The organism is Pseudomonas sp. P4_C1 (assembly GCF_056402155.1).
In genome coordinates this window covers 241802-266748 of the sequence record NZ_JBFUHY010000004.1, presented here as the reverse complement: position 1 = coordinate 266748, position 24947 = coordinate 241802, and the positions used below count along the sequence as shown (strand labels likewise).

The window sequence follows — 24947 nt, the reverse complement described above, 5'->3', positions numbered from 1 at the left end:
GAATCCACAGAAGTTGTATCAAGAAGGGAGCGTAGTCTACCGGAAAGCCCCTTTCAGCTCAAACCTTGATCTTCGTTCAGTGGCTGCCAATGCAAATGCCAGTCGCCGATCGCACCACCATCGAGCCCCTTGAGGTTCGCTACCGCCAGCAGTTGCCCGTCTTTGTAGAGCAGCGGCAATCTGCCGCGTACGAAGGACGGTACACCGCTTTCATTGAGCAAACGTTTCAGGTCCCGATGGCCGCGGCCTGGCAAAGCCATGACCTCTCCCCCTTCACGATAGCGGATCTGTAACGGGCCATCGGGGATTTGGCCGGTGACACTCAGTACACCGTTATCCGGCAATATCAGCGGTGATACTGGACTTTGCCACGTTCCAGCAGAGGGCATAGTGCGCAGCCAGCAACCGGACAGCCACCAGATGCGCCCGCCTGCACGGTGCAGTTCGCCATCAGCCAGCCGCCACACCGGACAGGCATCGCCGTTGGCGTCGCGCAAATTCTCCCAACCCGACCAATGGTCAGTATCCGGCAAGCGAGTCAGCGGATCGAGCCAATGACTCAAGGCATTGCGCTGCCGGGCAACAGACAATTGCGCAAGCGGCGCCAGTTCAAGGGATCGCAAGCCCAGCCAGGCAAACTCACTGGCAGAGCTGGCCTCACGCAAATCCATGTCCGCCAGCTCTTCGAGCAGCCCCTGCGCTTCAGTAAAATGCGCCGCGCTGCGGGCCATGGTCGCCACCGCTTGTGGCCAGCGCTGGATCAGCACGGGCAAGACTTGATGCCTAAGGTAATTGCGCGAGTACTGCCGATCCTGGTTCGAGGGATCTTCGATCCAGCTCAAGCCATGCGCATTGGCATAAGCCTCCAGTTCAGCCCGCGTGACATCAAGCAATGGCCGCAGCAAATACCCCTTGCCCAACGGGCGATGACGCGGCATCCCGGACAATCCGCGCACGCCCGCTCCGCGCAACAGGCGAAACAACAGGGTTTCCGCCTGATCGTCGCGGTGCTGGGCTGTCAGCAGCACTTCGTTGCCCTGAACGGTTTCAGTGAAGGCGTGATACCGCGCCTCCCGAGCTGCACGTTCAAGGCTGGCACCCGGTTGCACCTGCACGTGAACCACTTGCAGCGGCACGCCCAGCGCAGCGCACACAGCACGACAATGTTCCGGCCACGCATCGGCCACAGCTTGAAGGCCGTGATGAACATGGATGGCGCTCAGCGCCGGCAGGGATTCGGTTTTTGCGAGTTGTGCGAGAAGGTGCAGCAGGACGGTGGAGTCCAGGCCGCCGGAGAAGGCGATGTGCCAATGGGCCGCATTGCGCCATGGTTTCAGATTCAGCAAAAGCCTGGAAGGCAAATCAATCGCGGGCCGATCCATATCTTTCCCTTTGCACAAATCAAATGTGGGAGCGAGCTTGCTCGCGATAGCGGCCTAACACTCAACATATTCGTCGACTGTTATACCCTCATCGCGAGCAAGCTCGCTCCCACAGTGTTTTGCATCATTGGCCGAAGCGAGGTCAGATCAGAGACCGTAGCTCATCAGACGCTCATAACGACGGGCCAGCAGCGCGTCGTTATCGAACTTCTTCAGCATCGCCAGTTGCGAGCTCAGCTCGGCGCGGATCGATGCGGCGGCAGCGGCTGGGTCGCGGTGCGCACCACCCAATGGCTCGCCGATCACTTTATCCACGATACCCAAGCCTTTCAGGCGCTCAGCGGTGATGCCCATGGCTTCAGCGGCGTCCGGCGCTTTCTCGGCGGTTTTCCACAGAATCGACGCGCAACCTTCCGGCGAGATCACCGCGTAGGTCGAGTACTGCAGCATGTTCAACTGGTCGCAGACACCGATCGCCAGTGCACCACCGGAACCACCTTCACCGATCACGGTGGCGATGATTGGGGTTTTCAGGCGGGCCATGACACGCAGGTTCCAGGCGATCGCTTCGCTCTGGTTACGCTCTTCGGCGTCGATGCCAGGGTAGGCGCCCGGGGTGTCGATGAAGGTCAGGATCGGCATTTTGAAACGCTCGGCCATTTCCATCAGGCGGCAAGCCTTGCGGTAGCCTTCCGGACGTGGCATGCCGAAGTTGCGGCGAACTTTCTCGCGCACTTCACGGCCCTTCTGGTGACCGATGATCATCACCGGCTGGTCGTCCAGACGGGCAATACCGCCAACGATGGCAGCGTCGTCGGAGAAGTGACGGTCACCGTGCAACTCGTCGAACTCGGTGAAGATGTGTTCAATGTAGTCCAGGGTATACGGACGTTTCGGGTGACGCGCCAGACGTGCGATCTGCCAGCTGGTCAGCTTGCCGAAAATGTCTTCGGTCAGCGTTTTGCTCTTGTCCTGCAGGCGGGAGATCTCATCGCCGATATTCAGCGAATTGTCATTACCGACCAAGCGCAACTCTTCGATCTTGGCTTGCAGGTCGGCGATCGGCTGTTCGAAATCTAGAAAATTCGGGTTCATAGGCGTCCGTCTTGGGTCGAGTCCCAAGGGATCTTGGGCCGGCCGGTTGTCTATTCGCGCCCTACCTTAAGGGACAGGCGCGTTGAGGTCGAGATTAAAAATTCAGGTTGCGGGCAGGCGTTCTGAGATCACCTGCCGGTCAACGGTATTGGAGGAAGACGTTGTCTCGCCCGAACTGGTCACGCAGGGCTTGAATCAACGCATCCGCCGGATCGATCCGCCAGCCTTCGCCAAACTGCAACAAGGCCTTCGCATCAGGGCTGGTGTAATCCATGGTGATCGGGCACGCACCGCGGTGACGCTTCAACAGTTCACCCAGCCAGCGTAGCTGATCGCCCTTGAGGTCCTTGGCATGCAACTTCAGGCGCAGGCTTTCGGCCAGGTTGGTGCGCGCATCTTCCATGCTCATCACCCGCTTGACCCGCAACTTCAGGCCACCGGAGAAGTCGTCATTGCTGACCTCGCCTTCGACCACCACCATCGCGTCGGTCTGCAACAGCGACTGCGCGGAATGGAACGCCTCGGAAAACAGCGAGGCCTCGATCCGCCCTGAGCGGTCGTCGAGGGTGATGAACCCCATCTTGTCACCCTTCTTGTTCTTCATCACCCGCAAGGCGATGATCATCCCGGCGACCGTCTGGGTATCGCGCGCCGGTTTCAGGTCGATGATGCGCTGACGGGCGAAGCGACGGATTTCACCCTCGTATTCGTCAATCGGGTGACCGGTCAGGTACAGGCCGAGGGTATCTTTCTCCCCTTTCAGGCGCTCCTTGAGGGTCAGCTCCTTGGCCTTGCGGTGATTGGCGTAGACGTCGGCGTCCTCTTCGACAAACAGACCGCCAAACAGGTCGGAGTGACCGCTGTCCTGGGTGCGTGCAGTTTGTTCGGCCGCCTTGATCGCTTCCTCCATGGCCGTCAGCAGCACCGCGCGATTGCGGTCGATGTTGGCCTGGTAGGCTTTCTGCTCATCGTGGAAATACGGCCCGAGGCGATCCAGCGCGCCGCTGCGGATCAAGCCGTCGAGGGTGCGCTTGTTGATGCGCTTGAGGTCAACCCGGGCGCAGAAATCGAACAGGTCCTTGAACGGACCGGCCAGACGCGCTTCGGTGATCGCCTCGACCGGGCCCTCACCCACGCCCTTGATGGCACCGAGGCCGTAAATGATCCGGCCTTCGTCGTTCACCGTGAACTTGAACTCGGACGTGTTCACGTCCGGCGCGTCGAGACGCAGCTTCATGGTCCGCACTTCTTCGATCAAGGTCACGACCTTGTCGGTGTTGTGCATATCCGCAGAGAGTACCGCAGCCATGAACGGTGCCGGGTAATGGGCTTTCAGCCACGCGGTCTGATACGACACCAGGCCATAAGCAGCGGAGTGGGATTTGTTGAAGCCGTAACCGGCGAATTTTTCTACCAGGTCGAAAATGTTACCGGCGAGGTCCGCATCGATGTTGTTGGTGGCACAACCTTCAATGAAGCCACCGCGCTGCTTGGCCATTTCCTCGGGTTTTTTCTTACCCATGGCTCGACGCAGCATGTCCGCACCACCGAGGGTGTAACCGGCCATGACCTGGGCAATCTGCATCACCTGTTCCTGATACAGGATGATGCCGTAAGTCGGCGCCAGTACTGGCTTGAGGCCTTCGTACTGGTAGTCCGAGTGCGGATACGCCAGCTCGGCGCGACCATGCTTACGGTTGATGAAGTCATCCACCATGCCTGACTGCAGCGGGCCTGGACGGAACAGCGCCACCAGTGCGATCAAGTCTTCCAGGCAGTCGGGCTTGAGCTTTTTGATCAGCTCCTTCATGCCCCGGGATTCAAGCTGGAACACCGCCGTGGTTTCGGCTTTTTGCAGCAAGGTGTAAGTCTGCTTGTCATCCAGCGGGATGAACGCGATATCCAGCGGCGGTTCGTTGACCTTGGCGCGGTCACGATTGATGGTTTTTAGCGCCCAGTCGATGATCGTCAGGGTCCGCAGACCGAGGAAGTCGAACTTCACCAGGCCGGCCGCCTCGACGTCATCCTTGTCGAACTGGGTTACCAGACCGTCACCGGCCTCGTCGCAATAGATCGGCGAGAAGTCAGTCAGCTTGGTTGGCGCGATAACTACACCACCGGCGTGCTTGCCGACGTTACGCACAACGCCTTCGAGCTTGCGGGCCATCTCCCAGATTTCCGCGGCTTCTTCATCGACCTTGATGAAGTCGCGCAGGATCTCTTCCTGCTCGTAGGCCTTTTCCAGGGTCATGCCGACTTCGAACGGAATCATCTTCGACAGGCGATCCGCCAGGCCGTAGGACTTGCCCTGCACCCGCGCCACGTCGCGGACCACAGCCTTGGCGGCCATGGAACCGAAGGTGATGATCTGGCTTACCGCATTGCGGCCGTACTTCTCGGCCACGTAGTCGATCACCCGGTCACGACCGTCCATGCAGAAGTCGACGTCGAAGTCGGGCATGGAAACCCGTTCCGGGTTAAGGAAACGTTCGAACAGCAGGTCGTATTCCAGCGGGTCGAGGTCGGTGATCTTCTGCACATAGGCCACCAGCGACCCGGCACCCGATCCACGGCCAGGACCCACCGGTACGCCGTTGTTCTTGGCCCACTGGATAAAGTCCATCACGATCAGGAAGTACCCGGGGAACCCCATCTGGATAATGATATCCAGCTCGAAATTCAGCCGGTCGACATAGACCTGGCGTTTGGCCTCGTAGTCTTCGGTGGTGTCCTTGGGCAGCAGAACGCTTAGCCGCTCTTCCAGGCCGTCGAAGGACACCTTGCGGAAGTACTCGTCGATGGTCATGCCATCGGGGATCGGGAAGTTGGGCAGGAAGTGCGTGCCCAGCTTCACTTCGATGTTGCAGCGCTTGGCGATCTCGACGGTGTTTTCCAGCGCCTCGGGAATGTCGCTGAACAGCTCGGCCATTTCATCGGCGCTTTTGAGGTACTGCTGATCGCTGTAATTCTTCGAACGCCGCGGATCGTCGAGGGCGCGGCCTTCACCGATGCAAACGCGGGTTTCGTGGGCGGCGAAGTCTTCCTGCTTGATGAAGCGCACGTCATTGGTCGCCACCAGCGGCGCACCGAGCTTCTCGGCCAGCGCCACCGCGCCGTGCAGCTGTTCTTCATCGTTCGGGCGGTTGGTGCGCTGGATTTCCAGGTAGAAACGATCCGGAAACACGTCCATCCATTCGCGGGCAAGGGTTTCGGCCTCGGCGGGATTGCCGCTGAGCATGGCCTGGCCGATCTCGCCTTCTTTGGCCGCCGACAGCATGATCAAGCCCGCATTGGCTTCAGCGACCCATTCGCGCTCGATGATGATCGCGCCATTGCGCTGACCATCGATAAAGCCGCGGGAAATCAGTTCGGTGAGGTTGCGATAGCCTTCGGCGTTCATCACCAGCAGGCTGATCCGGCTCAGCGGGTTGTCCGGATCCTTGTTCGACAGCCACAGGTCGGCGCCGCAGATCGGCTTGATCCCGGCACCCATGGCGTTTTTATAGAATTTGACCAGGGAACACATGTTGTTCTGGTCAGTGACCGCTACGGCAGGCATGTTCATGCCGACCAGGGTCTTGACCAGCGGCTTGATCCGCACCAGACCGTCGACCAGGGAGTATTCAGTGTGCAGGCGTAGGTGAACGAATGAAGCCGGCATAGTGATCCTGTCTATAAACATGAAGACAACAAGGCCCGGATTGTACCGGGCCTTGGTAAAAAAAATCAGCCTCGCGACTAACTCTCGATGAGACCTTCTCGCGCCTCATAGGCCAGCCGCACCGGGGCAAATGAACGCCGGTGAATCGGGGTCGGGCCGAGACGGGCGAGCGCTTCCAGATGAACGGGCGTCGGGTAGCCTTTATGCCCACCAATGCCGTAACCCGGGTAAATCAATTCGAACGCCGCCATTTCACGATCACGGCTGACCTTGGCCAAAATCGATGCGGCGGCGATGGCTGGAACCTTGCTATCGCCCTTGACCACGGCTTCGGAGCGCATCGGCAGCTTTGGGCAACGATTACCATCGATCATCGCCAGCTTCGGCTGGATGTGCAGCCCGGCAACCGCGCGCTGCATGGCCAGCATGGTGGCGTGCAGGATATTCAGTTCGTCGATTTCTTCGACTTCGGCGCGAGCGATACACCAGCTCAGGGCTTTTTCGCAGATTTCGTCGTAGAGCTTTTCGCGGCGGGCTTCGGTGAGTTTCTTCGAGTCGTTCAGGCCGAGGATCGGGCGGTTCGGATCAAGGATCACCGCCGCCGTAACCACCGCGCCACAGAGCGGGCCGCGACCGACTTCATCGACGCCGGCAACCAACTCTTCGACTTCGGCGACCAAGGTAAAATCCAGCCCCATCTGCATGTTCGTTTTACTCATTTGTCTTGGCCGATCAGGTTCAGCACTGCGTCCGCAGCCTGGTTGGAGGCATCCAGACGCAGGGTCCGGTGAATCTCATCAAAGCCACGGGTCTGCTCTTCCCCGCCCTCGATCAGCGGTGACAAGGTCTGGGCCAGCGCTTCGACCGTTGCATCGTCCTGCAACAACTCGGGCACCAACAGACGCTGAGCCAGCAAGTTCGGCAATGAAATGTAGGGGCTTTTCACCATGCGCTTGAGAATCCAGAACGTCAGCGGTGCCAGACGGTAGGCAACCACCATCGGCCGCTTGTACAGCAATGCTTCAAGTGTTGCGGTTCCGGAGGCAATCAGCACGGCGTCGCAGGCTGCCAGGGCCAGATGGGACTTGCCATCGAGCAAGGTCAGCGGCAGATCACGACCGGCCAGCAACTCCTCCAGCTGAGCCCGACGCTGCGCACTGGCGCAAGGCATGACAAACCGCACGCCCGGGCGCAACGTACGCAAGCGCTGGGCCGTATCGAGGAACAACGCGCCGAGTCGGCCAACTTCACCACCGCGGCTGCCCGGCATCAACGCCACCAGCGGCCCGTCAGGCAAACCAAGTTCGGCCCGCGCTGCGCTGCGATCGGCTTCGAGTGGAATGGCGTCGGCCAGGGTATGGCCGACGAACCGCACCGGTACGCCCTTCTCTTCGTAGAATCTGGCTTCGAACGGGAACAGCGTGAGCATCAGGTCGCAGCCTTCGCGAATCTTCAGCACCCGCTTCTGCCGCCAGGCCCAGACCGACGGGCTGACGTAATGCACGGTCTTGATCCCGGCCTGGCGCAGCTTGAGTTCGATATTGAGGTTGAAGTCTGGCGCGTCGATACCGATGAACACATCAGGTTTCGCTTCGATCAGGTCGGCGACCAGCTTCTTGCGCCGTGCCAGCAACTCGCGTAACCGGCCCAGCACTTCCACCAGGCCCATGACGGACAGACGTTCCATCGGGAAATACGGGGTCAGGCCTTCGGCCTGCATCAGCGGACCACCCACACCGATGAATTCGACAGCCGGGTGACGAGCCTTGAGCGCGCGCATGAGGCCCGCGCCCAGAATGTCGCCGGAAGCCTCGCCCGCTACCAGCGCAATACGCAGATTGGCCATGATTAGCGGGTGATGCCGCGGGTCGAAGACTGGATGGAGTCGCGGAACACCGCTACTTCCGGGAACTGCGCAGAAGGCTCGGACAGTTCGACGAGCGCCTGCTCCACGGTCAGGCCCTGGCGGTAAACTACCTTATAGGCGCGACGCAGGGCGTGAATCGCATCTTCGCTGAAACCGCGACGACGCATGCCTTCAAAGTTCATGCTGCGGGCTTCGGCAGGGTTACCGAACACCGTGACATACGCAGGAACATCCTTGCCGATGGCAGTACCCATGCCTGAAAAGCTGTGGGCGCCAATGTGGCAATACTGGTGAACCAGGGTAAAACCGGAAAGGATCGCCCAGTCTTCCACATGCACATGGCCCGCCAGTGCGGTGTTGTTCACCAGGATGCAGTGGTTGCCGATAACGCTGTCGTGGCCGATGTGGGCATACGCCATGATCAGGTTGTGATCGCCCAGGGTCGTTTCCGAACGGTCCTGGATGGTGCCACGGTGAATCGTCACGCCTTCGCGGATGACGTTGTGATCACCAATCACCAGACGGGTTTCCTCGCCCTTGTACTTCAGGTCAGGTGTGTCTTCGCCCACCGAGGAAAACTGGTAGATGCGATTGTGCTTACCGATTCGCGTCGGGCCCTTGAGGATCACGTGCGGCCCGATGACTGTCCCCTCGCCGATTTCCACACCTGCGCCGACGATCGACCACGGGCCGACCTCGACGCCGTCAGCCAGAACGGCTGTCGGATCGATGATTGCACGAGGGTCAATCAAACTCATAGCTTGCGTTCCGCGCAGATGATTTCAGCGGAGCAGACAGGCTTGCCATCGACCGAAGCCTGGCATTCGAACTTCCAGATCTGACGCTTGCAGCTGATGAACTTGGCTTCAAGGATCAACTGATCGCCTGGCAGAACCGGCTGGCGGAAGCGCAGCTTGTCGGAACCGACGAAGTAATAAAGAGTGCCGTCGGCCGGTTTCACGTCGAGCATTTTGAAACCAAGGATCCCGGCAGCCTGAGCCATTGCTTCGATGATCAATACGCCAGGCATGATTGGATGCGCAGGGAAGTGACCGTTGAAGAACGGTTCGTTGATGCTGACATTCTTGTAGGCGCGAATGCGCTTGCCTTCAACATCCAGCTCCACTACCCGGTCCACCAGCAGGAACGGGTAACGGTGAGGCAGGTATTCGCGAATCTCGTTGATGTCCATCATTTCGGGGGGAAGCCTATGTAAAGATTGGGAGCGCGCGACTGACGCACGTTCCTCTAGCAAATCAAGGAGCCAGTCCACAGACTGTGTGGAAACTACTGCGCTCGACAATACTGCGTTAAAAACAGGCTCGGAATGCTCATTTACAGCCAGTAAAGTCGAGTGCGACTCCAACCGTTCCTCGCCTGTTTTTGCCTTGTCTTGTCTTCGCTCGCTACGTTTCCACGCAGTCTGTTTTGCGGCTGTGCACACTTGATATGGAAATGGTATCAGCCATCTGATGAAGCATTACCGTCAGGGGTCACTTCCCCTACTTGCTTTTCCAGCTGGCGCAGACGCCGCGCAATGTCATCGAGCTGACGAATGCGTGCCGCGCTTTTGCGCCACTCGGCTGCCGGCTGCATGGCCGTACCGGAAGAATAGGAACCCTTTTCGGTAATCGAGTGGGTCACCATGGTCATCCCGGTGATGAAAACGTTGTCGCAAATTTCGATATGCCCTACCAGCCCCACACCACCAGCGAGCATGCAATGCTTGCCAATTTTGGTGCTGCCGGAGATCCCGACACAGGCGGCCATGGCGGTGTGATCACCGACCTGAACGTTGTGAGCGATCTGGATCTGGTTGTCGAGCTTCACACCATTACCGATGATGGTATCGGCCAGCGCACCGCGATCTATAGCCGTGTTCACGCCGATTTCAACGTCATCGCCGATCAACACGCCACCGATCTGGGCGATTTTCTGCCAGATACCTTTTTCATTGGCAAAACCGAAACCTTCGCCGCCGAGCACCGCTCCGGATTGAATGACGACCCGTTTGCCGACGCGAACGTCGTGATAAAGGGTCACACGCGGCGCGAGCCAGCCACCCTCACCCACCACGCTGCGAGCACCGATGAAGCAATGCGCGCCGACAGTCGTACCGGCTGCAATCTGCGCACCGCTTTCGATCACCACAAAAGCACCGATACTCGCCGCAGGATCGACTACCGCATCCGCAGCGATCACCGCCGTGGGATGTATGCCGGCAGCGGACTTGGGCTTGGGATCGAACAGGTGGGAAACACGTGCGTAGGCCGCATACGGATCCGGCACCACCAGCACATCCCCGCAATGACCTTCGGCGTCAGCGGCTTTCAGCAACAAGGCTGCAGCCTGACTACCTGCCAGGTACTTACGGTATTGGGGGTTTGCGAGAAAGCTCAACTGAGCTGGGCCAGCCTCCTGCAAGGTGGCTAGCCCAGTAATTGCTTTCTCGGGATCGCCATGTAGCGTGGCGCCGAGGAACTCGGCCAGCTGGCCGAGCTTAATGGTCACGGTCATGGATTACTTCAGCTGATTCATGCGCTCGATAACCTGGCGAGTGATGTCGTACTGAGGCTTGACATCAATCACTGCGCCACGCTCGAAGACCAGGTCAAAAGCACCTTTCTTGATGACTTCTTCCACAGCGCTGTCCAGTTTCGGCTTGAGCTGCTTCAGCATTTCACGGTCGGCAACGGCCTTGGCTTCGTTCAGCTCCTTGGACTGGAACTGGAAGTCACGGGCCTTTTGCTTGAATTCAAGCTCCAGACGCTCGCGCTCACCCTGCTGCATTTTGTCGCCACCGGCCATCAGGCGGTCCTGAATGCCCTTGGCGCTGCTTTCCAGGGTCTTGAGCTTGGTCAGTTGAGGACCGAACTTCTTCTCGGCATCCACGGCGTATTTCTTGGCCGCATCGGACTCCAGCAAAGCCATCTGATAGTTCAGAACAGCAATTTTCATGTCGGCGAATGCCGGACCAGCGACCAGTACGCTGGCCAGGAGAACCAATTGAGTCAACTTACGCACGATGCACTCCTACAAAATTCATTGTCGTTATCTTGGGTCAGACGCTTAGAACGTCTGGCCGAGGGAAAATTGGAACACTTGAGTCTCAGCGTTATCCGGTTTCTTGACCGGCATGGCCAATGCGAAACTCAGAGGACCCAGTGCGGTGACCCAGGTCACACCCACACCGACAGAACTGGCCAAGTTGCTCAAGCTGATGTCGTTGCACTGCGTGTTGGACTTCGACGCAGGGTTGGTATTTGTCGTCTGCTCGCACTTGGAGTCGAACACATTACCCACATCCCAGAATACCGAGGTACGCAGGGATCGTTGATCCTTGACGAAAGGCATAGGGAACAGTACTTCCACACCGCCCTGGATCAGGACGTTACCACCAAACGGCAGTGGATCATCGTCCGGATCAGCCAGCGTTCCGGTATTACCCGTTACACCCACGCCACGACTCGGCGTACTACGAGGACCCAGAGTGCTGTCCTTGAAGCCACGAACCGAATTAAAACCACCAGCATAGTAGTTTTCATAGAATGGCAAGCCATCGGTCGAGCCGTAACCGTCGCCATAACCCAATTCGGTGTGCAGGCGCATGGTGTAATTTTCGCTCAGTGGCTGGAACAACTGGCCACGGTAATCGAGTTTGTAGAACGACAGGTCGCTACCCGGTATGGTGGCTTCCGCCGTCAAGCTTTGAGAATGACCACGGGTCGCCAATACGCCTTTGTTCAAGGTAGATTCGGACCAGCCGGCCGAAGCCTTGAAGTTCAGGTACTGATCACCTTCACGGTTAACGAAGTCGAAAATCTCGTCGACGGTGAATTCACCGGTCTTGATCTTATCCTGCTGCGCATTCAGGCCAAAGGTCAGACGCGAAGTCTCGCTGATCGGGTAACCGACGCTGACACCTGCACCCAAGCTGTCTACGGCGTAGCTCGCTACGTTGACATCGAGGTCTTTGTAGTCAGTGGTGCGGTAGAAGGCGTTGTAACCCAGGCTCACGCCATCAGCCGTCCAGTAGGGGTCAACAAAACCAAAGTTGTAACGCGTCTGGTATTGGCTTTTGGTCAAGCCGATGCTGACCTTGTTACCGGTACCCAGGAAGTTGTTCTGGGTGATCGAGCCACCAAGGATCAGACCGGCACTCTGGGCGAAACCGACGCTGGCGGTAATCGAACCGGAGGCTTGCTCTTCAACGCTGTAGTTGACGTCCACCTGGTCATCGACACCCGGCACGGCCGGGGTCTCAACGTTGACTTCCTTGAAGAAGCCCAGACGTTCCAGACGGGTCTTGGACTGGTCGATCAGGTAGGTCGAAGCCCAGCCGCCTTCCATCTGGCGCATTTCACGACGCAGCACTTCGTCTTCGGACTTGGTGTTGCCGCGGAAGTTGATGCGGTTCACGTAGGCACGCTTACCCGGATCGACCGCGAACAGGATGTCTACGGTGTGATCTTCTTCGTGCGGCTGAGGCACGCCGTTGACGTTGGCGAAGGTATAACCCTCGTTACCCAGACGGCGGGTGATCAGTTCAGAGGTGGTGGTCATCAGCTTGCGCGAGAACACCTGGCCTTTTTGCACCAGCAGCAGGGACTTGACCTGGTCTTCAGGGACTTTCAGGTCACCGCTGAGCTTGACGTCACGAACGGTGTACTTGTCGCCTTCGTTGACGTTGACCGTGATGTAGACGTGCTTCTTGTCCGGTGTAATGGAGACCTGGGTCGAAGCGATATCCATGTTGATATAGCCACGGTCCAGGTAGTAGGAACGCAGACGCTCCAGGTCACCGGACAGTTTTTCACGGGCGTACTTGTCGTCGTTCTTGAAGAACGACAACCAGTTGGTGGTTTTGAGTTCGAACAGGTCGATCAGGTCTTCATCGGGGAAAACCGTGTTGCCCACCACGTTGATGTGCTGGATAGCGGCAACCGTACCTTCGTTGATGTTGACCTTCAGGCCGACGCGGTTACGCGGTTGCGGCACCACTTCGGTGTCGACGGTAGCCGAGTAGCGACCCTGGGCGACGTACTGGCGCTGCAATTCGTTACGCACACCTTCAAGGGTGGCACGCTGGAAGATCTCGCCTTCGGCCAGACCGGATTGCTTGAGGCCTTTCATCAGGTCTTCAGTAGAGATCGCCTTGTTACCTTCGATCTCGATACTGGCAACAGACGGGCGCTCGACTACCGTGATGACCAGGACGTTGCCATCGCGGCCCAGCTGGATATCTTGAAAGAAACCGGTTTTGAACAACGCACGAGTGGATTCCACCAGGCGACGATCATCCGCCTGTTCACCGACGTTCAACGGCAAAGCACCAAAGACGCTCCCCGCGGAGACCCGCTGGAGGCCATTGACGCGAATATCAGAGATAGTGAAGGACTCGGCGTGAACTTCGGCGATCATCAATACGGTGAGAACCGCAGTTAGCAGCAGACGTTTCATGAAGTCCTTTCTTATTCCAACTGGCAATAAACAAACTGCCGCAAAATGCGGCAGATTCGCAATTCAGCGAAGCGTTACAATCGACCCAGATCATTGACCAGAGCAAGCAACATCACCCCGATCACCAAACTGATACCGATCTGTACCCCCCAACCTTGCACCCGATCCGACAAGGGACGACCACGCGCCCACTCGATCAGATAAAACAACAAATGTCCCCCATCCAGTACCGGAATGGGCAACAAATTCAGAACGCCCAGGCTAATACTCAGATAAGCAAGGAAATTCAGGAAATCAGCAACACCCGACTGGGCCGAAGCGCCCGCCACTTTAGCAATGGTTATCGGTCCACTCAAGTTTTTTACCGAGAGCTCGCCGAACAACATTTTCTTCAGTGAATCAAGGGTCAGCACGCTCATGGTCCAGGTGCGTCGAGCCCCCTCGCCAATCGCTGCCAATGGCCCGTAACTGACCTCGCGGATCATTTCCGGTGGCCAATCGACCGCCTTCACCCCAGCCCCCAGGTAACCGCTGGGTGACTTGCTCTCGCCGCGAGCGGCCAGCGTCACAGGGACGTCGATTTGAGCACCGTCGCGCTCAACCCGCAGCATGATTTTGGTGTCAGGATGCATACGGACGGTATCGACGACCTGCTGCCAGTCATCCAGCGTACGACCATCAAGCGCCAGCAACCGGTCACCCGCCTTCAGGCCGGCAGCCTGAGCTGGCCCCTTTGGATCGAGCTCAGCCAGGACAGGCGGCAATGCCGGGCGCCACGGGCGAATCCCCAACGAGTGGATAGGGTCCGGCTCGTCAGCCCCTTTGAGCCATTTGTTCAGCGCAAGTTCACGAGGGGAATCAGCCGTGGAGCCCTGTTCGCGAACCATTATCTGCAACGAGCCGCTTTCACCCAGGCGACGAACCAATTGCAGATTCACCTCCGCCCAGCCTGAAGTCGCCTCACCATCAATGGCCACGATTTCCTGGCCTGGGCTCAAACCCGCCTTGGCCGCAATACTGCCGGACTCGACAGCCCCGATGACTGGACGCACCTGCTCGCTGCCGAGCATTGCCAAACCCCAGAAGAACACCAATGCCAGCAGGAAATTGGCTATCGGCCCTGCAGCTACGATGGCAATGCGCTGACGAACGGACTTGCGATTGAAGGTCTGGCCGAGCTGATCGAGGGGCACTTCACCCTCGCGCTCGTCGAGCATTTTGACGTAGCCGCCCAACGGAATCGCGGCGATGACGAATTCGGTGCCTTGCTTGTCGTGCCAGCGCAGCAATGGCATGCCGAAGCCTACGGAGAAGCGCAGCACTTTGACCCCACAACGACGCGCGACCCAAAAATGGCCGAACTCGTGGAAGGTAACCAGCACACCCAGAGCGACCAGGGTGCCGACAATCATATAGAGCGCGCTCATCTACTTTCTCCGCAATCCGATCCGCTGCTGCCTGGGTCAACTATCCGCAGCATTTACCGCCCGTGACGACTCAACCATTGTCCGGCCAGCAATCGCGCCTTCGCGTCTGCCGTGAACACTGCCTCGAGATCGCCCACTGCCACTACAGGCTCCAGATTCAATACTTCTTCGATGATACTCGCGATTTCCGGGTAACGAACCCGCTCGTCGAGAAATGCCGCCACCGCCACTTCGTTCGCCGCATTGAGCATCGCCGGCGCGCTGTTACCCGCCTCGGCTGCCTGACGGGCCAGACGCAGACAAGGGAAACGCTCTTCATCGGGCGCCTGGAAGTCCAGCCGTGCAATGGCAAACAGATCCAGCGGTGCCACACCCGAGTCAATCCGCTCCGGCCAGGCCAGGGCATTGGCGATGGGCGTGCGCATGTCCGGATTACCCAACTGCGCCAGGACAGAACCGTCGACATAGTCGACCAGCGAATGAATCACACTTTGCGGGTGAATCACCACTTCGACCTGAGATGGCTTGGCATCGAACAGCCAGCAGGCTTCGATCAACTCAAGCCCCTTGTTCATCATGCTGGCCGAGTCAACGGAGATTTTTCGCCCCATGGACCAGTTCGGGTGCGCACAAGCCTGATCGGGAGAAACATGCGCCAGTTCAGCTATTGGCGTCTGCCGGAACGGACCGCCGGAAGCTGTCAGCAGAATCCGACGCACACCGACCGCCTCAAGGCCACGGGCATAATCCAGCGGCATGCACTGAAAAATCGCGTTGTGCTCGCTATCGATCGGCAGCAACACCGAACCGCTCTTGCGCACCGCCTGCATAAACAGCGCGCCGGACATGACCAGTGCTTCTTTATTGGCCAGGAGGATCTTCTTGCCAGCCTCGACCGCCGCCAGTGTCGGGCGCAATCCCGCTGCACCGACGATGGCCGCCATGACCGTATCGACTTCCGGATCGGAAGCGACCTGACACAAACCTTCCTCACCCACCAGAACTCGAGTCGAAAGACCTGCCGCGCGCAAATCATCCTGCAGGGTGCGGGCAGCCGCGACCTCAGGCACCACAGCATATCGCGGGACATGGCGCACACAGAGCGCCAGCAATTCACTCAAGCGGGTGAAGCCACTCAAGGCAAAGACCTGATAACGGTCAGGATGGCGAGCGATGACGTCGAGCGTACTCAGGCCAATCGAGCCGGTCGCACCCAGCACGGTAATCTGTTGCGAGCGGCTCATGGGGCCGCCATCCACAGCAGCACGGCAAATACCGGAATCGCTGCAGTCAGGCTGTCGATACGATCCAGCACGCCGCCGTGCCCCGGAAGCAGATTGCTGCTGTCCTTGATCCCTGACTGGCGCTTGAACATGCTCTCAGTGAGGTCGCCCACCACCGAAATGAACACGATCAGCGCGGCACCGATCAGCCCTTTGAGCAGCTCGGCCACCGTCCAGTCGCGCACCAGGGCAACCATTGCGGTAATCACCAGGCTCAACGCCAGACCACCGTACACGCCTTCCCAGCTCTTGCCCGGACTGACCTGCGGTGCGAGCTTGCGCTTGCCGAAAGCACGACCAGAGAAGTAGGCGCCAACATCGGCCCCCCAGACCAACACCATCACCGCCATGATCAGCCAGTTACCCAGCGGGTATTGTTTGATCTGCACCAGACCTTGCCAGGCCGGCAGGAGAATCAACAGGCCGATCACCAACCTGGTCGCCGCATTGGACCAATGCTCACTCGAATGCGGATAGGTCAGCACCAGATACGTCGCCACCACCCACCACAACACCGAAGCACCCAATACCCAAGGCGCGAGGCCGGGCAGGATGTACATGAGGAACAGCATCAATGCGACCACAACGGCATAGCCGACGCGGAACACCTGACCGGCAAAACCCGCCAGGCGCGCCCACTCCCAGGCACCAAGGGTTACGACCAGACCGATGAACAGTGCAAAACCGGAACCTTCAAGCAGGAAAAACCCGCACAGGGCAATCGGCAGCAGGATCAGCGCGGTGATGATTCGTTGTTTAAGCATTAAACCCGGGCTCCAGCCTCGACCTGCTCGCTCGTTTTACCGAAGCGGCGCTGGCGGGAAGCGAAATCGGCCAGCGCATTGCGCATGGCATCGTGTTTGAAGTCCGGCCAGAACAGGTCGGAAAAATACAACTCGGCATAGGCCAGTTGCCAGAGCAGGAAGTTGCTGATGCGGTGCTCGCCACCGGTACGGATACACAGGTCCGGCAACGGCAGGTCGCCCGTGACCAGGCAGGTCTGCAGCAGATCAGGCGTGATGTCTTCGGGACGCAAGTGCCCGGCCTGAACTTCTCGCGCCAGTCGCTGCGCAGCTTGCGCGATATCCCACTGACCGCCGTAATTGGCGGCGATCTGCAGGATAAAGCGATTGGCGCCGACCGTCATGGCCTCGGCTTCACGCATGGCAGCCTGCAGCTCCGGATGAAAACGCGAGCGGTCACCAATGATGCGCAGGCTGATGTTGTTGTCGTTGAGGCGCTTGGCCTCACGACGCAGTGCCCTGAAGAACAGATCCATCAAGGCGCTGACCTCATCGGCCGGACGCTGCCAGTTCTCGCTGGAAAAGGCGAACAGGGTCAATACTTCGACCTTGGCCTCGGCACAAACCTCAATGACCGCACGTACCGCATCCACACCCGCTTTATGCCCGGCGACACCCGGCATAAAGCGCTTCTTCGCCCAGCGATTGTTACCATCCATGATAATCGCGACATGGCGCGGCACCGCGGACGGTGCAGTCTGCTTGGTCTTTTCCATGAAAACGCGACCCTTATACGGCCATCAGGTCTTTTTCTTTCTCTGCCAGCTTCGCGTCGATTTCGGCCACGAACTTCTTGGTCAGATCATCGATCTCGCCAGTGGCGCGACGCTCTTCGTCTTCGCTGATTTCTTTTTCCTTGACCAGATCCTTGAGCTGGCTGTTGGCATCACGACGGATGTTGCGCACGGCAACACGGGCATCTTCAGCAACGTCGCGAGCCTGCTTGGTGAAACCACGACGGGTTTCTTCAGTCAGTGCAGGCATGCTGATCAGCAGCAGCTCGCCGAGGTTGGTCGGGTTCAAGTTCAGACCAGCACTGCCGATCGCCTTGTCGACAGCACCCAGCATGTTGCGCTCGAAAGCGACGACTTGCAGGGTACGGGCGTCCTTGACGGTGATGTTGGCCACTTGCTTGATCGGGGTGTCGGCGCCGTAGTACGGCACCATCACGCCTTCCAGGATGCTCGGGTGCGCCTGGCCGGTACGAATACGACCAAAATTGTGCGCCAGCGATTCCACGGACTTCTGCATGCGCTCTTTAGCGTCTTTCTTGATTTCGTTGATCATTGTTGGCCTTCCTCGATCAGGGTTCCTTCAGCGCCACCATGCACGATGTTCAGCAGGGCGCCGGGCTTGTTCATGTTAAATACGCGTAGCGGCATCTTGTGGTCGCGGCACAGGCAAATGGCCGTCAGATCCATCACACCCAGCTTGCGATCCAGCACTTCATCGTAGGTCAGATGATCGAACTTCTCGGCATGCGGGTCTTTGAACGGGTCAGCGGTGTAGACGCCATCGACCTTGGTCGCCTTGAGCACGACATCGGCATCGATTTCGATTGCACGCAGGCAGGCAGCCGAATCCGTCGTAAAGAACGGGTTACCCGTACCGGCCGCGAAAATCACCACTTCCTTGGAATTCAAGTGGCGCATGGCCTTGCGGCGATCGTAGTGATCGGTCACGCCTACCATGGAAATGGCCGACATCACGATGGCCGAGATATTGGCACGTTCCAGCGCGTCGCGCATTGCCAGGGCGTTCATCACAGTGGCCAGCATGCCCATGTGGTCGCCGGTAACCCGATCCATGCCCGCCGCGCTGAGCGCCGCGCCGCGGAACAGGTTGCCACCACCGATGACCAGACCGACCTGAACACCGATGCCGACCAGTTGGCCAACTTCCAATGCCATGCGATCCAGAACTTTCGGGTCGATCCCGAACTCTTCCGAGCCCATCAGGGCCTCGCCGCTAAGCTTGAGTAGAATGCGTTTATAGCGAGCCTGATAACCACTGCCCTGCTGAGCCATTGCGAATCTCTCCTGCGGCGTATTTTAAAAATTCTTTGCGAGCTGTTTACAGCTGGCGTTCAATCTAGCTTGGCGCTGCTTCAGCGCCATCGGAACATGGCTTTGTAAGCCAGTTCCAAAAGGAAACCAAATAAAAATTGGCGCCCCATCTGAAAAGAGGCTGCGCGCGTGAGCGGGCAGCCTCTTCTGGGCGACAGTTAAAAAACCGTCTTATTGCTTGGCGGCAGCCAGCTGGGCAGCAACTTCTTCTGCGAAGTTGTCCACTGGCTTCTCGATGCCTTCGCCTACTTTGAAGTAAGTGAAGGAAACGATTTCAGCGCCGGCTTTCTTGGCCAGGTCGCCGACCTTGATTTCAGGGTTCTTGACGAAAGCCTGCTCAACCAGGCTGGCTTCGGCCAGGAACTTGCTGATACGGCCTTTGACCATGTTTTCAACGATGTTTTCCGGCTTGCCGGCGATCTTGTCAGCGTTCAGCGTCAGGAACACGCCTTTCTCGCGCTCGATCGCTTCAGCGGAAACTTCCGATGGCAGCAGGAATTCAGGATTGGTAGCCGCTACGTGCATAGCGATGTCCTTGGCCAGCTCAACACTGCCGCCTTTCAGGACAACTGCAACACCGATCTTGTTGCCGTGCAGGTAGCCACCGACAACGTCACCTTCAACGCGTGCCAGACGACGGATATTGACGTTTTCGCCAACCTTGCCGACCAGTACCAGGCGAGCAGTTTCTTGAGCTTCGATCAGCGGAGCAACATCAGTCAACTTGTCGGCGAACGCTTTTTCAACGCTTGCTGCAACAAATTCCTTGAAGTCGTCCTGCAGGGCCAGGAAGTCGGTCTGCGAGTTCACTTCCAGCAGAACGGCGGATTTACCGTCTTCCTTCAGAGCGATAGCACCTTCAGCGGCAACGTTGCCGGCTTTCTTGGCAGCCTTGATGGCGCCCGAAGCGCGCATGTCATCAATGGCTTTCTCGATGTCGCCGCCAGCCTTGGTCAAGGCCTTTTTGCAGTCCATCATGCCTTCGCCGGTACGCTCGCGCAGTTCTTTGACCAACGCTGCAGTAATCTCTGCCATTTCAAATTCCTCTTGGATAGGTTTTCAACCATTCCACCCGATCGAACGGGCGATCAATTCTTCCCGAACCACCCTTGTTAGCTGCCGCACGTTACAGATAGAGCAGTGGGCGCCGACAAATGGTTTTCGAGGTGGCAAAAAGGGGGCCAAGCCCCCTTTTTGCTTACTGAGTCAACGCCAGGGCGTCAATTACTCAGCTGCAGCCTGAGTTTCTTCAGCTGCGAACTCAACGGTGCCGCCGGCAACGTTGTTGCGACCGCGGATGACAGCGTCAGCCATCGAACCCATGTACAGCTGGATAGCGCGGATTGCGTCATCGTTGCCTGGGATGATGTAGTCAACGCCTTCCGGGCTGCTGTTGGTATCGACTACGCCGATAACCGGGATGCCCAGCTTGTTGGCTTCGGTGATCGCGATGCGCTCGTGATCAACGTCGATAACGAACAGAGCGTCTGGCAGACCGCCCATGTCCTTGATACCACCCAGGGAACGATCCAGCTTTTCCAGGTCACGGGAGCGCATCAGCGCTTCTTTCTTGGTCAGCTTGGCGAAAGTACCGTCTTCGGCTTGAACTTCAAGGTCACGCAGACGCTTGATGGAAGCACGGATGGTTTTGAAGTTGGTTAGCATGCCGCCCAACCAGCGGTGATCGACGTACGGCGAACCGCAACGTGCTGCTTCTTCAGCAACGATCTTGCCAGCGGAACGCTTGGTGCCGACGAACAGAATCTTGTTTTTGCCCTGGGCCAGACGCTCTACGAAAGTCAGAGCTTCGTTGAACATTGGCAGGGTTTTTTCAAGGTTGATGATGTGGATCTTGTTACGCGCGCCGAAAATGTACTTGCCCATTTTCGGGTTCCAGTAACGGGTCTGGTGACCGAAGTGCACACCGGCCTTCAGCATATCGCGCATGTTGACTTGGGACATGATAGTTCCTTAATAAGTCGGGTTTGGCCTCCACGTATCCCAATGACCAACCAGCAGCATCAGCTGAAGGCACCCAGGTCATCGTGTCGACACGTGTGTGGATTTAGGCTTTTCGGGACATCCCCGGAAAGCGGCGCATTTTATATCACAAGGCAGGGCAAAACGGAACCCGGATTCTGAAATCCTGGCGGGCGCTTTGCTCCGTCCCTTGGAATCCGCCAAGAATGCACCATTCTATAGAGAGAAGCGATGCACACAGGCGCAGATTTGCGCTGATCGTCTGGTAGAATCGCATTTTTCAGGGCTGCGAAGATCGATCGCGCAATGCCCTTTCCGTTTAGAAAGCGCCGGCTGGCGCAGAGAGAGCCTGTATGACCGTCACCCTCAAAACCCCCGAGGACATTGCCAAAATGCGTATCGCCGGCAAACTGGCCGCCGATGTGCTGGAAATGATTGCCGAATATGTCAAGCCGGGCGTTACCACCGACCAACTGAACCAGATCTGCCACGACTACATCGTCAATGAGCAGAAAGCCATCCCTGCCCCGCTCAACTACAAGGGCTATCCGAAGTCGATCTGCACGTCGATCAACCACGTAGTCTGCCACGGCATCCCGAACGACAAGCCGCTCAAGGATGGCGACACCCTGAACATCGACGTCACCGTCATCAAGGACGGCTACCACGGCGACACCAGCCGCATGTTCCACGTCGGCACCGTGCCGGTCTGGGCCGAGCGCCTGTCCCAGGTGACCCAGGAATGCATGTACAAAGCGATTGAAATCGTCAAACCCGGCTGCCGCCTGGGCGACATCGGCGAAATCATCCAGAAGCACGCTGAAAAGAACGGATTCTCGGTGGTTCGCGAATTCTGCGGCCACGGTATCGGCAAGGTGTTCCACGAAGAGCCGCAGATTCTGCACTACGGCCGCGCTGGCACCGGCATGGAACTCAAGGCCGGCATGACCTTCACCATCGAGCCGATGATCAACCAGGGCCGTGCCGACACCAAGGTACTGGGCGACGGCTGGACCGCGATCACCAAGGACCGCAAGCTCTCGGCACAGTGGGAGCACACCCTGCTGGTGACCGAAACCGGTTACGAGATCTTCACCCTGCGCAGCGATGACACCATCCCTCGCGTTTCGCCCTGATCCCGTTACCGTACATCGCCTATAGAAAGGAAAGCCAATCGATGCCGCAGGTGGATCCCGAACTCTTCGACCGTGGCCAGTTCCAGGCTGAACTGGCCCTGAAGGCAAGCCCGATCGCGGCCTTCAAGAAGGCGATCCGCCAGGCCCGCGAGGTGCTTGACGCGCGCTTTCGCAGCGGCCGCGACATTCGCCGGCTGATCGAGGATCGCGCCTGGTTCGTCGACAACATCCTGCAAAAGGCCTGGGAGCAGTTCAGCTGGAGCGAGGACGCCGACATCGCGCTGGTCGCGGTCGGCGGTTACGGCCGTGGTGAACTGCATCCTTACTCCGATATCGATTTGCTGATCCTGCTGGACAGCGCCGACCACGAAGTTTTCCGCGATTCCATCGAGCGTTTTCTGACGCTGTTGTGGGACATCGGCCTGGAGGTTGGTCAGAGCGTTCGCTCTATCGAGGAGTGCGCCGTCGAGGCCCGCGCCGATCTGACGGTCGTCACCAACCTGATGGAAAGCCGCACCATCGCCGGCCCCGAGCATTTGCGCCTGCGCATGCTGGACGTCACCAGCACCGCGCACATGTGGCCGAGCAAGGACTTCTTCCTGGCCAAGCGCGCCGAACAAAAGGCCCGCCACCACAAGTACAACGACACCGAATACAACCTGGAACCCAACGTCAAAGGCTCGCCCGGCGGCCTGCGGGATATCCAGACGATCCTGTGGGTGGCCCGTCGCGAGTACGGCACCCTGAACCTGCGGGCACTGGCTGGCGAAGGCTTTCTGGTCGAAAGCGAAAACGCCCTGCTCGCCTCTTCCCAGGAGTTCCTGTGGAAGGTTCGCTATGCCCTGCACATGCTCGCCGGCCGCTCCGAAGACCGCCTGCTGTTCGATCACCAGCGCACCATTGCCGGGCTGCTGGGCTTCAAAGGCGACGACGCCAAGCAAGCCATCGAAAACTTCATGCAGCAGTATTACCGGGTGGTGATGAGCATCGCCCAGCTCAGCGACCTGATCATCCAGCACTTCGAGGAAGTCATCCTCGCACCGCAAGACCAAGCGCCACCGCAGCCGATCAACTCGCGCTTCCAGCTGCATGACGGCTACATCGAAGCACGCAACGACAACGTCTTTCGCCGCACGCCGTTCGCCATGCTCGAAATCTTCGTGCTGATGGCCCAGCAGCCGGAAATCAAGGGCGTGCGCGCCGACACCATTCGCCTGCTGCGGGAGAACCGTCACCTGATCGACGACGACTTCCGCAACGATATTCGCAACACCAGCCTGTTTATCGAATTGTTCAAATGCAAGATCGGTATCCACCGCAACCTGCGGCGAATGAACCGTTACGGCATCCTTGGGCGTTATCTACCCGAATTCGGTTTTATCGTCGGGCAGATGCAGCATGACCTCTTCCACATCTATACGGTCGACGCGCACACCCTGAACCTGATCAAACACCTGCGTAAGTTGCAGTACACCCAGGTGTCGGAAAAATTCCCGCTGGCCAGCAAGCTCATGGGCAAGCTGCCCAAACCCGAGCTGATCTACATGGCCGGCCTGTACCACGACATCGGCAAAGGCCGGCATGGCGATCACTCGGACATCGGCGCCGTGGATGCCGAGGCCTTTTGCCAGCGCCACCATCTGCCAGTGTGGGACAGCCGCCTGATCGTGTGGCTGGTGCAAAACCACCTGGTGATGTCGACCACAGCCCAGCGCAAGGACCTGTCCGACCCACAGGTGATCCACGACTTCGCGCAGATCGTCGGCGACGAAACCCGCCTCAACTATCTGTATGTGCTGACCGTCGCCGACATCAACGCCACCAACCCGACCCTGTGGAACTCCTGGCGCGCCAGCCTGCTGCGTCAGCTCTATACCGAGACCAAGCGCGCCCTGCGTCGTGGCCTGGAGAACCCGGTGGACCGCGAAGAACAGATCCGCCAGACCCAGAGCGCCGCCCTGGATATCCTGGTGCGCGGCGGCACCGACCCGGACGATGTCGAACAACTGTGGGCGCAGTTGGGTGATGACTATTTCCTGCGCCACACCGCCGGCGACGTGGCCTGGCACAGCGACGCGATCCTCCAGCAACCAGCTGACGGAGGGCCACTGGTTCTCATCAAGGAAACCACCCAGCGCGAATTTGAAGGTGGCACGCAAATCTTCATCTATGCCCCCGACCAGCACGACTTCTTTGCCGTGACCGTGGCGGCGATGGACCAGCTCAACCTGAACATTCACGACGCCCGGATCATCACCTCCAGCAGCCAGTTCACCCTCGACACCTACATCGTGCTCGACGCCGACGGCGACTCGATCGGCGATAACCCGGCGCGGATCAAGCAAATCCGCGACGGCCTGACCGAAGCCCTGCGCAACCCGGACGACTACCCGACCATCATCCAGCGCCGGGTTCCCCGTCAGCTCAAGCATTTCGCCTTTGCGCCACAGGTGACGATCCACAACGACGCCCAGCGCCAGGTGACGGTACTGGAGCTCACGGCGCCCGACCGCCCGGGCCTGCTGGCGCGGATTGGCACGATTTTCCTGGAGTTCGATCTGTCGCTGCAAAACGCCAAGATCGCCACCCTCGGCGAGCGCGTGGAAGACGTGTTCTTCATCACCGACGCCAACAACCAGCCGCTGTCCGACCCACTGCTGTGCAGCCGCCTGCAGGATGCGATCGTCGAACAACTGAGCGTCAACCAGGAACCCGATATCAAACTGTCGCGCATCAGCATCTGAACCAACAACGCGAGCCAGCTCCTACAGGAAACAGGGCTTGCCC

The 24947-nt window shown here is 58.7% G+C and carries 20 protein-coding genes; 2 read left to right on the top strand and 18 right to left on the bottom strand.

Annotated elements, in window-relative coordinates:
* Positions 1 to 53: 53 nt before the first annotated feature.
* From tilS to rpsB, 18 genes are all read right to left on the bottom strand, one after another.
* Positions 54 to 1382 (bottom strand): tRNA lysidine(34) synthetase TilS, encoded by a 1329-nt coding sequence (gene tilS / locus AC1DU9_RS04805; RefSeq protein ID WP_223458400.1) that lies wholly within the window; start codon positions 1380 to 1382, stop codon positions 54 to 56.
* 147 nt (positions 1383 to 1529) lie between these two features.
* On the bottom strand, positions 1530 to 2477 hold the full coding sequence (locus AC1DU9_RS04800; protein WP_007990250.1) for an acetyl-CoA carboxylase carboxyltransferase subunit alpha: 948 nt from the start codon (positions 2475 to 2477) through the stop codon (positions 1530 to 1532).
* A gap of 139 nt (positions 2478 to 2616) precedes the next feature.
* Positions 2617 to 6138, bottom strand: coding sequence for a DNA polymerase III subunit alpha (dnaE, locus tag AC1DU9_RS04795; protein WP_477809817.1), 3522 nt, complete (start codon positions 6136 to 6138; stop codon positions 2617 to 2619).
* 77 nt (positions 6139 to 6215) lie between these two features.
* On the bottom strand, positions 6216 to 6842 hold the full coding sequence (gene rnhB, locus AC1DU9_RS04790) for a ribonuclease HII (protein ID WP_008019543.1): 627 nt from the start codon (positions 6840 to 6842) through the stop codon (positions 6216 to 6218).
* 11 nt (positions 6843 to 6853) lie between these two features.
* Entirely contained in the window at positions 6854 to 7984 is a 1131-nt protein-coding gene (lpxB, locus tag AC1DU9_RS04785) for a lipid-A-disaccharide synthase (protein ID WP_223458396.1), read from the bottom strand.
* 2 nt (positions 7985 to 7986) lie between these two features.
* On the bottom strand, positions 7987 to 8763 hold the full coding sequence (gene lpxA / locus AC1DU9_RS04780) for an acyl-ACP--UDP-N-acetylglucosamine O-acyltransferase (RefSeq protein WP_223458394.1): 777 nt from the start codon (positions 8761 to 8763) through the stop codon (positions 7987 to 7989).
* Complete coding sequence (fabZ, locus tag AC1DU9_RS04775) at positions 8760 to 9200, bottom strand: 3-hydroxyacyl-ACP dehydratase FabZ (RefSeq protein WP_007978374.1); 441 nt, start codon at positions 9198 to 9200, stop codon at positions 8760 to 8762. The genes lpxA and fabZ overlap by 4 nt, the downstream gene beginning before the upstream one ends.
* Positions 9201 to 9466: 266 nt before the next feature.
* The gene (lpxD, locus tag AC1DU9_RS04770) at positions 9467 to 10522 is read right to left on the bottom strand and encodes a UDP-3-O-(3-hydroxymyristoyl)glucosamine N-acyltransferase (protein ID WP_223458391.1); all 1056 of its coding nucleotides are present in this window, start codon (positions 10520 to 10522) and stop codon (positions 9467 to 9469) included.
* A gap of 3 nt (positions 10523 to 10525) precedes the next feature.
* The gene (locus AC1DU9_RS04765) at positions 10526 to 11029 is read right to left on the bottom strand and encodes an OmpH/Skp family outer membrane protein (RefSeq protein WP_007990260.1); all 504 of its coding nucleotides are present in this window, start codon (positions 11027 to 11029) and stop codon (positions 10526 to 10528) included.
* A 45-nt stretch (positions 11030 to 11074) separates the two neighbouring features.
* Positions 11075 to 13465 carry an outer membrane protein assembly factor BamA gene (gene bamA, locus AC1DU9_RS04760; protein WP_223458390.1) on the bottom strand — a complete coding sequence of 797 codons (2391 nt, stop codon included), beginning with the start codon at positions 13463 to 13465 and terminating at the stop codon, positions 11075 to 11077.
* Between the two features lie 74 nt (positions 13466 to 13539).
* The gene (rseP, locus tag AC1DU9_RS04755; RefSeq protein ID WP_223458388.1) at positions 13540 to 14892 is read right to left on the bottom strand and encodes a sigma E protease regulator RseP; all 1353 of its coding nucleotides are present in this window, start codon (positions 14890 to 14892) and stop codon (positions 13540 to 13542) included.
* 53 nt (positions 14893 to 14945) lie between these two features.
* Complete coding sequence (ispC, locus tag AC1DU9_RS04750) at positions 14946 to 16136, bottom strand: 1-deoxy-D-xylulose-5-phosphate reductoisomerase (protein WP_223458385.1); 1191 nt, start codon at positions 16134 to 16136, stop codon at positions 14946 to 14948.
* Positions 16133 to 16939, bottom strand: coding sequence for a phosphatidate cytidylyltransferase (locus tag AC1DU9_RS04745; protein WP_223458383.1), 807 nt, complete (start codon positions 16937 to 16939; stop codon positions 16133 to 16135). The genes ispC and AC1DU9_RS04745 overlap by 4 nt, the downstream gene beginning before the upstream one ends.
* A complete protein-coding gene (gene uppS / locus AC1DU9_RS04740) occupies positions 16939 to 17694 on the bottom strand; it encodes a polyprenyl diphosphate synthase (RefSeq protein ID WP_223458380.1) in 756 nt (251 codons plus the stop codon). Before uppS ends, AC1DU9_RS04745 begins: the two co-directional genes overlap by 1 nt.
* 13 nt (positions 17695 to 17707) lie before the next feature.
* Positions 17708 to 18265, bottom strand: coding sequence for a ribosome recycling factor (gene frr / locus AC1DU9_RS04735; RefSeq protein WP_108216657.1), 558 nt, complete (start codon positions 18263 to 18265; stop codon positions 17708 to 17710).
* Complete coding sequence (gene pyrH / locus AC1DU9_RS04730; RefSeq protein ID WP_003189161.1) at positions 18262 to 19005, bottom strand: UMP kinase; 744 nt, start codon at positions 19003 to 19005, stop codon at positions 18262 to 18264. The genes frr and pyrH overlap by 4 nt, the downstream gene beginning before the upstream one ends.
* A 210-nt stretch (positions 19006 to 19215) precedes the next feature.
* Positions 19216 to 20079, bottom strand: a complete 864-nt coding sequence (gene tsf, locus AC1DU9_RS04725) for a translation elongation factor Ts (RefSeq protein ID WP_223458378.1) — start codon at positions 20077 to 20079, stop codon at positions 19216 to 19218.
* Between the two features lie 189 nt (positions 20080 to 20268).
* Complete coding sequence (gene rpsB / locus AC1DU9_RS04720) at positions 20269 to 21006, bottom strand: 30S ribosomal protein S2 (protein WP_003222119.1); 738 nt, start codon at positions 21004 to 21006, stop codon at positions 20269 to 20271.
* A gap of 371 nt (positions 21007 to 21377) precedes the next feature.
* Between rpsB and map the strand changes: the two genes are divergently transcribed.
* Positions 21378 to 22160, top strand: a complete 783-nt coding sequence (map, locus tag AC1DU9_RS04715; protein WP_223458376.1) for a type I methionyl aminopeptidase — start codon at positions 21378 to 21380, stop codon at positions 22158 to 22160.
* 41 nt (positions 22161 to 22201) lie between these two features.
* Positions 22202 to 24904: a [protein-PII] uridylyltransferase gene (locus AC1DU9_RS04710; RefSeq protein WP_223458374.1), complete on the top strand. Its 2703-nt coding sequence runs from the start codon at positions 22202 to 22204 to the stop codon at positions 24902 to 24904.
* Positions 24905 to 24947: the final 43 nt, after the last annotated feature.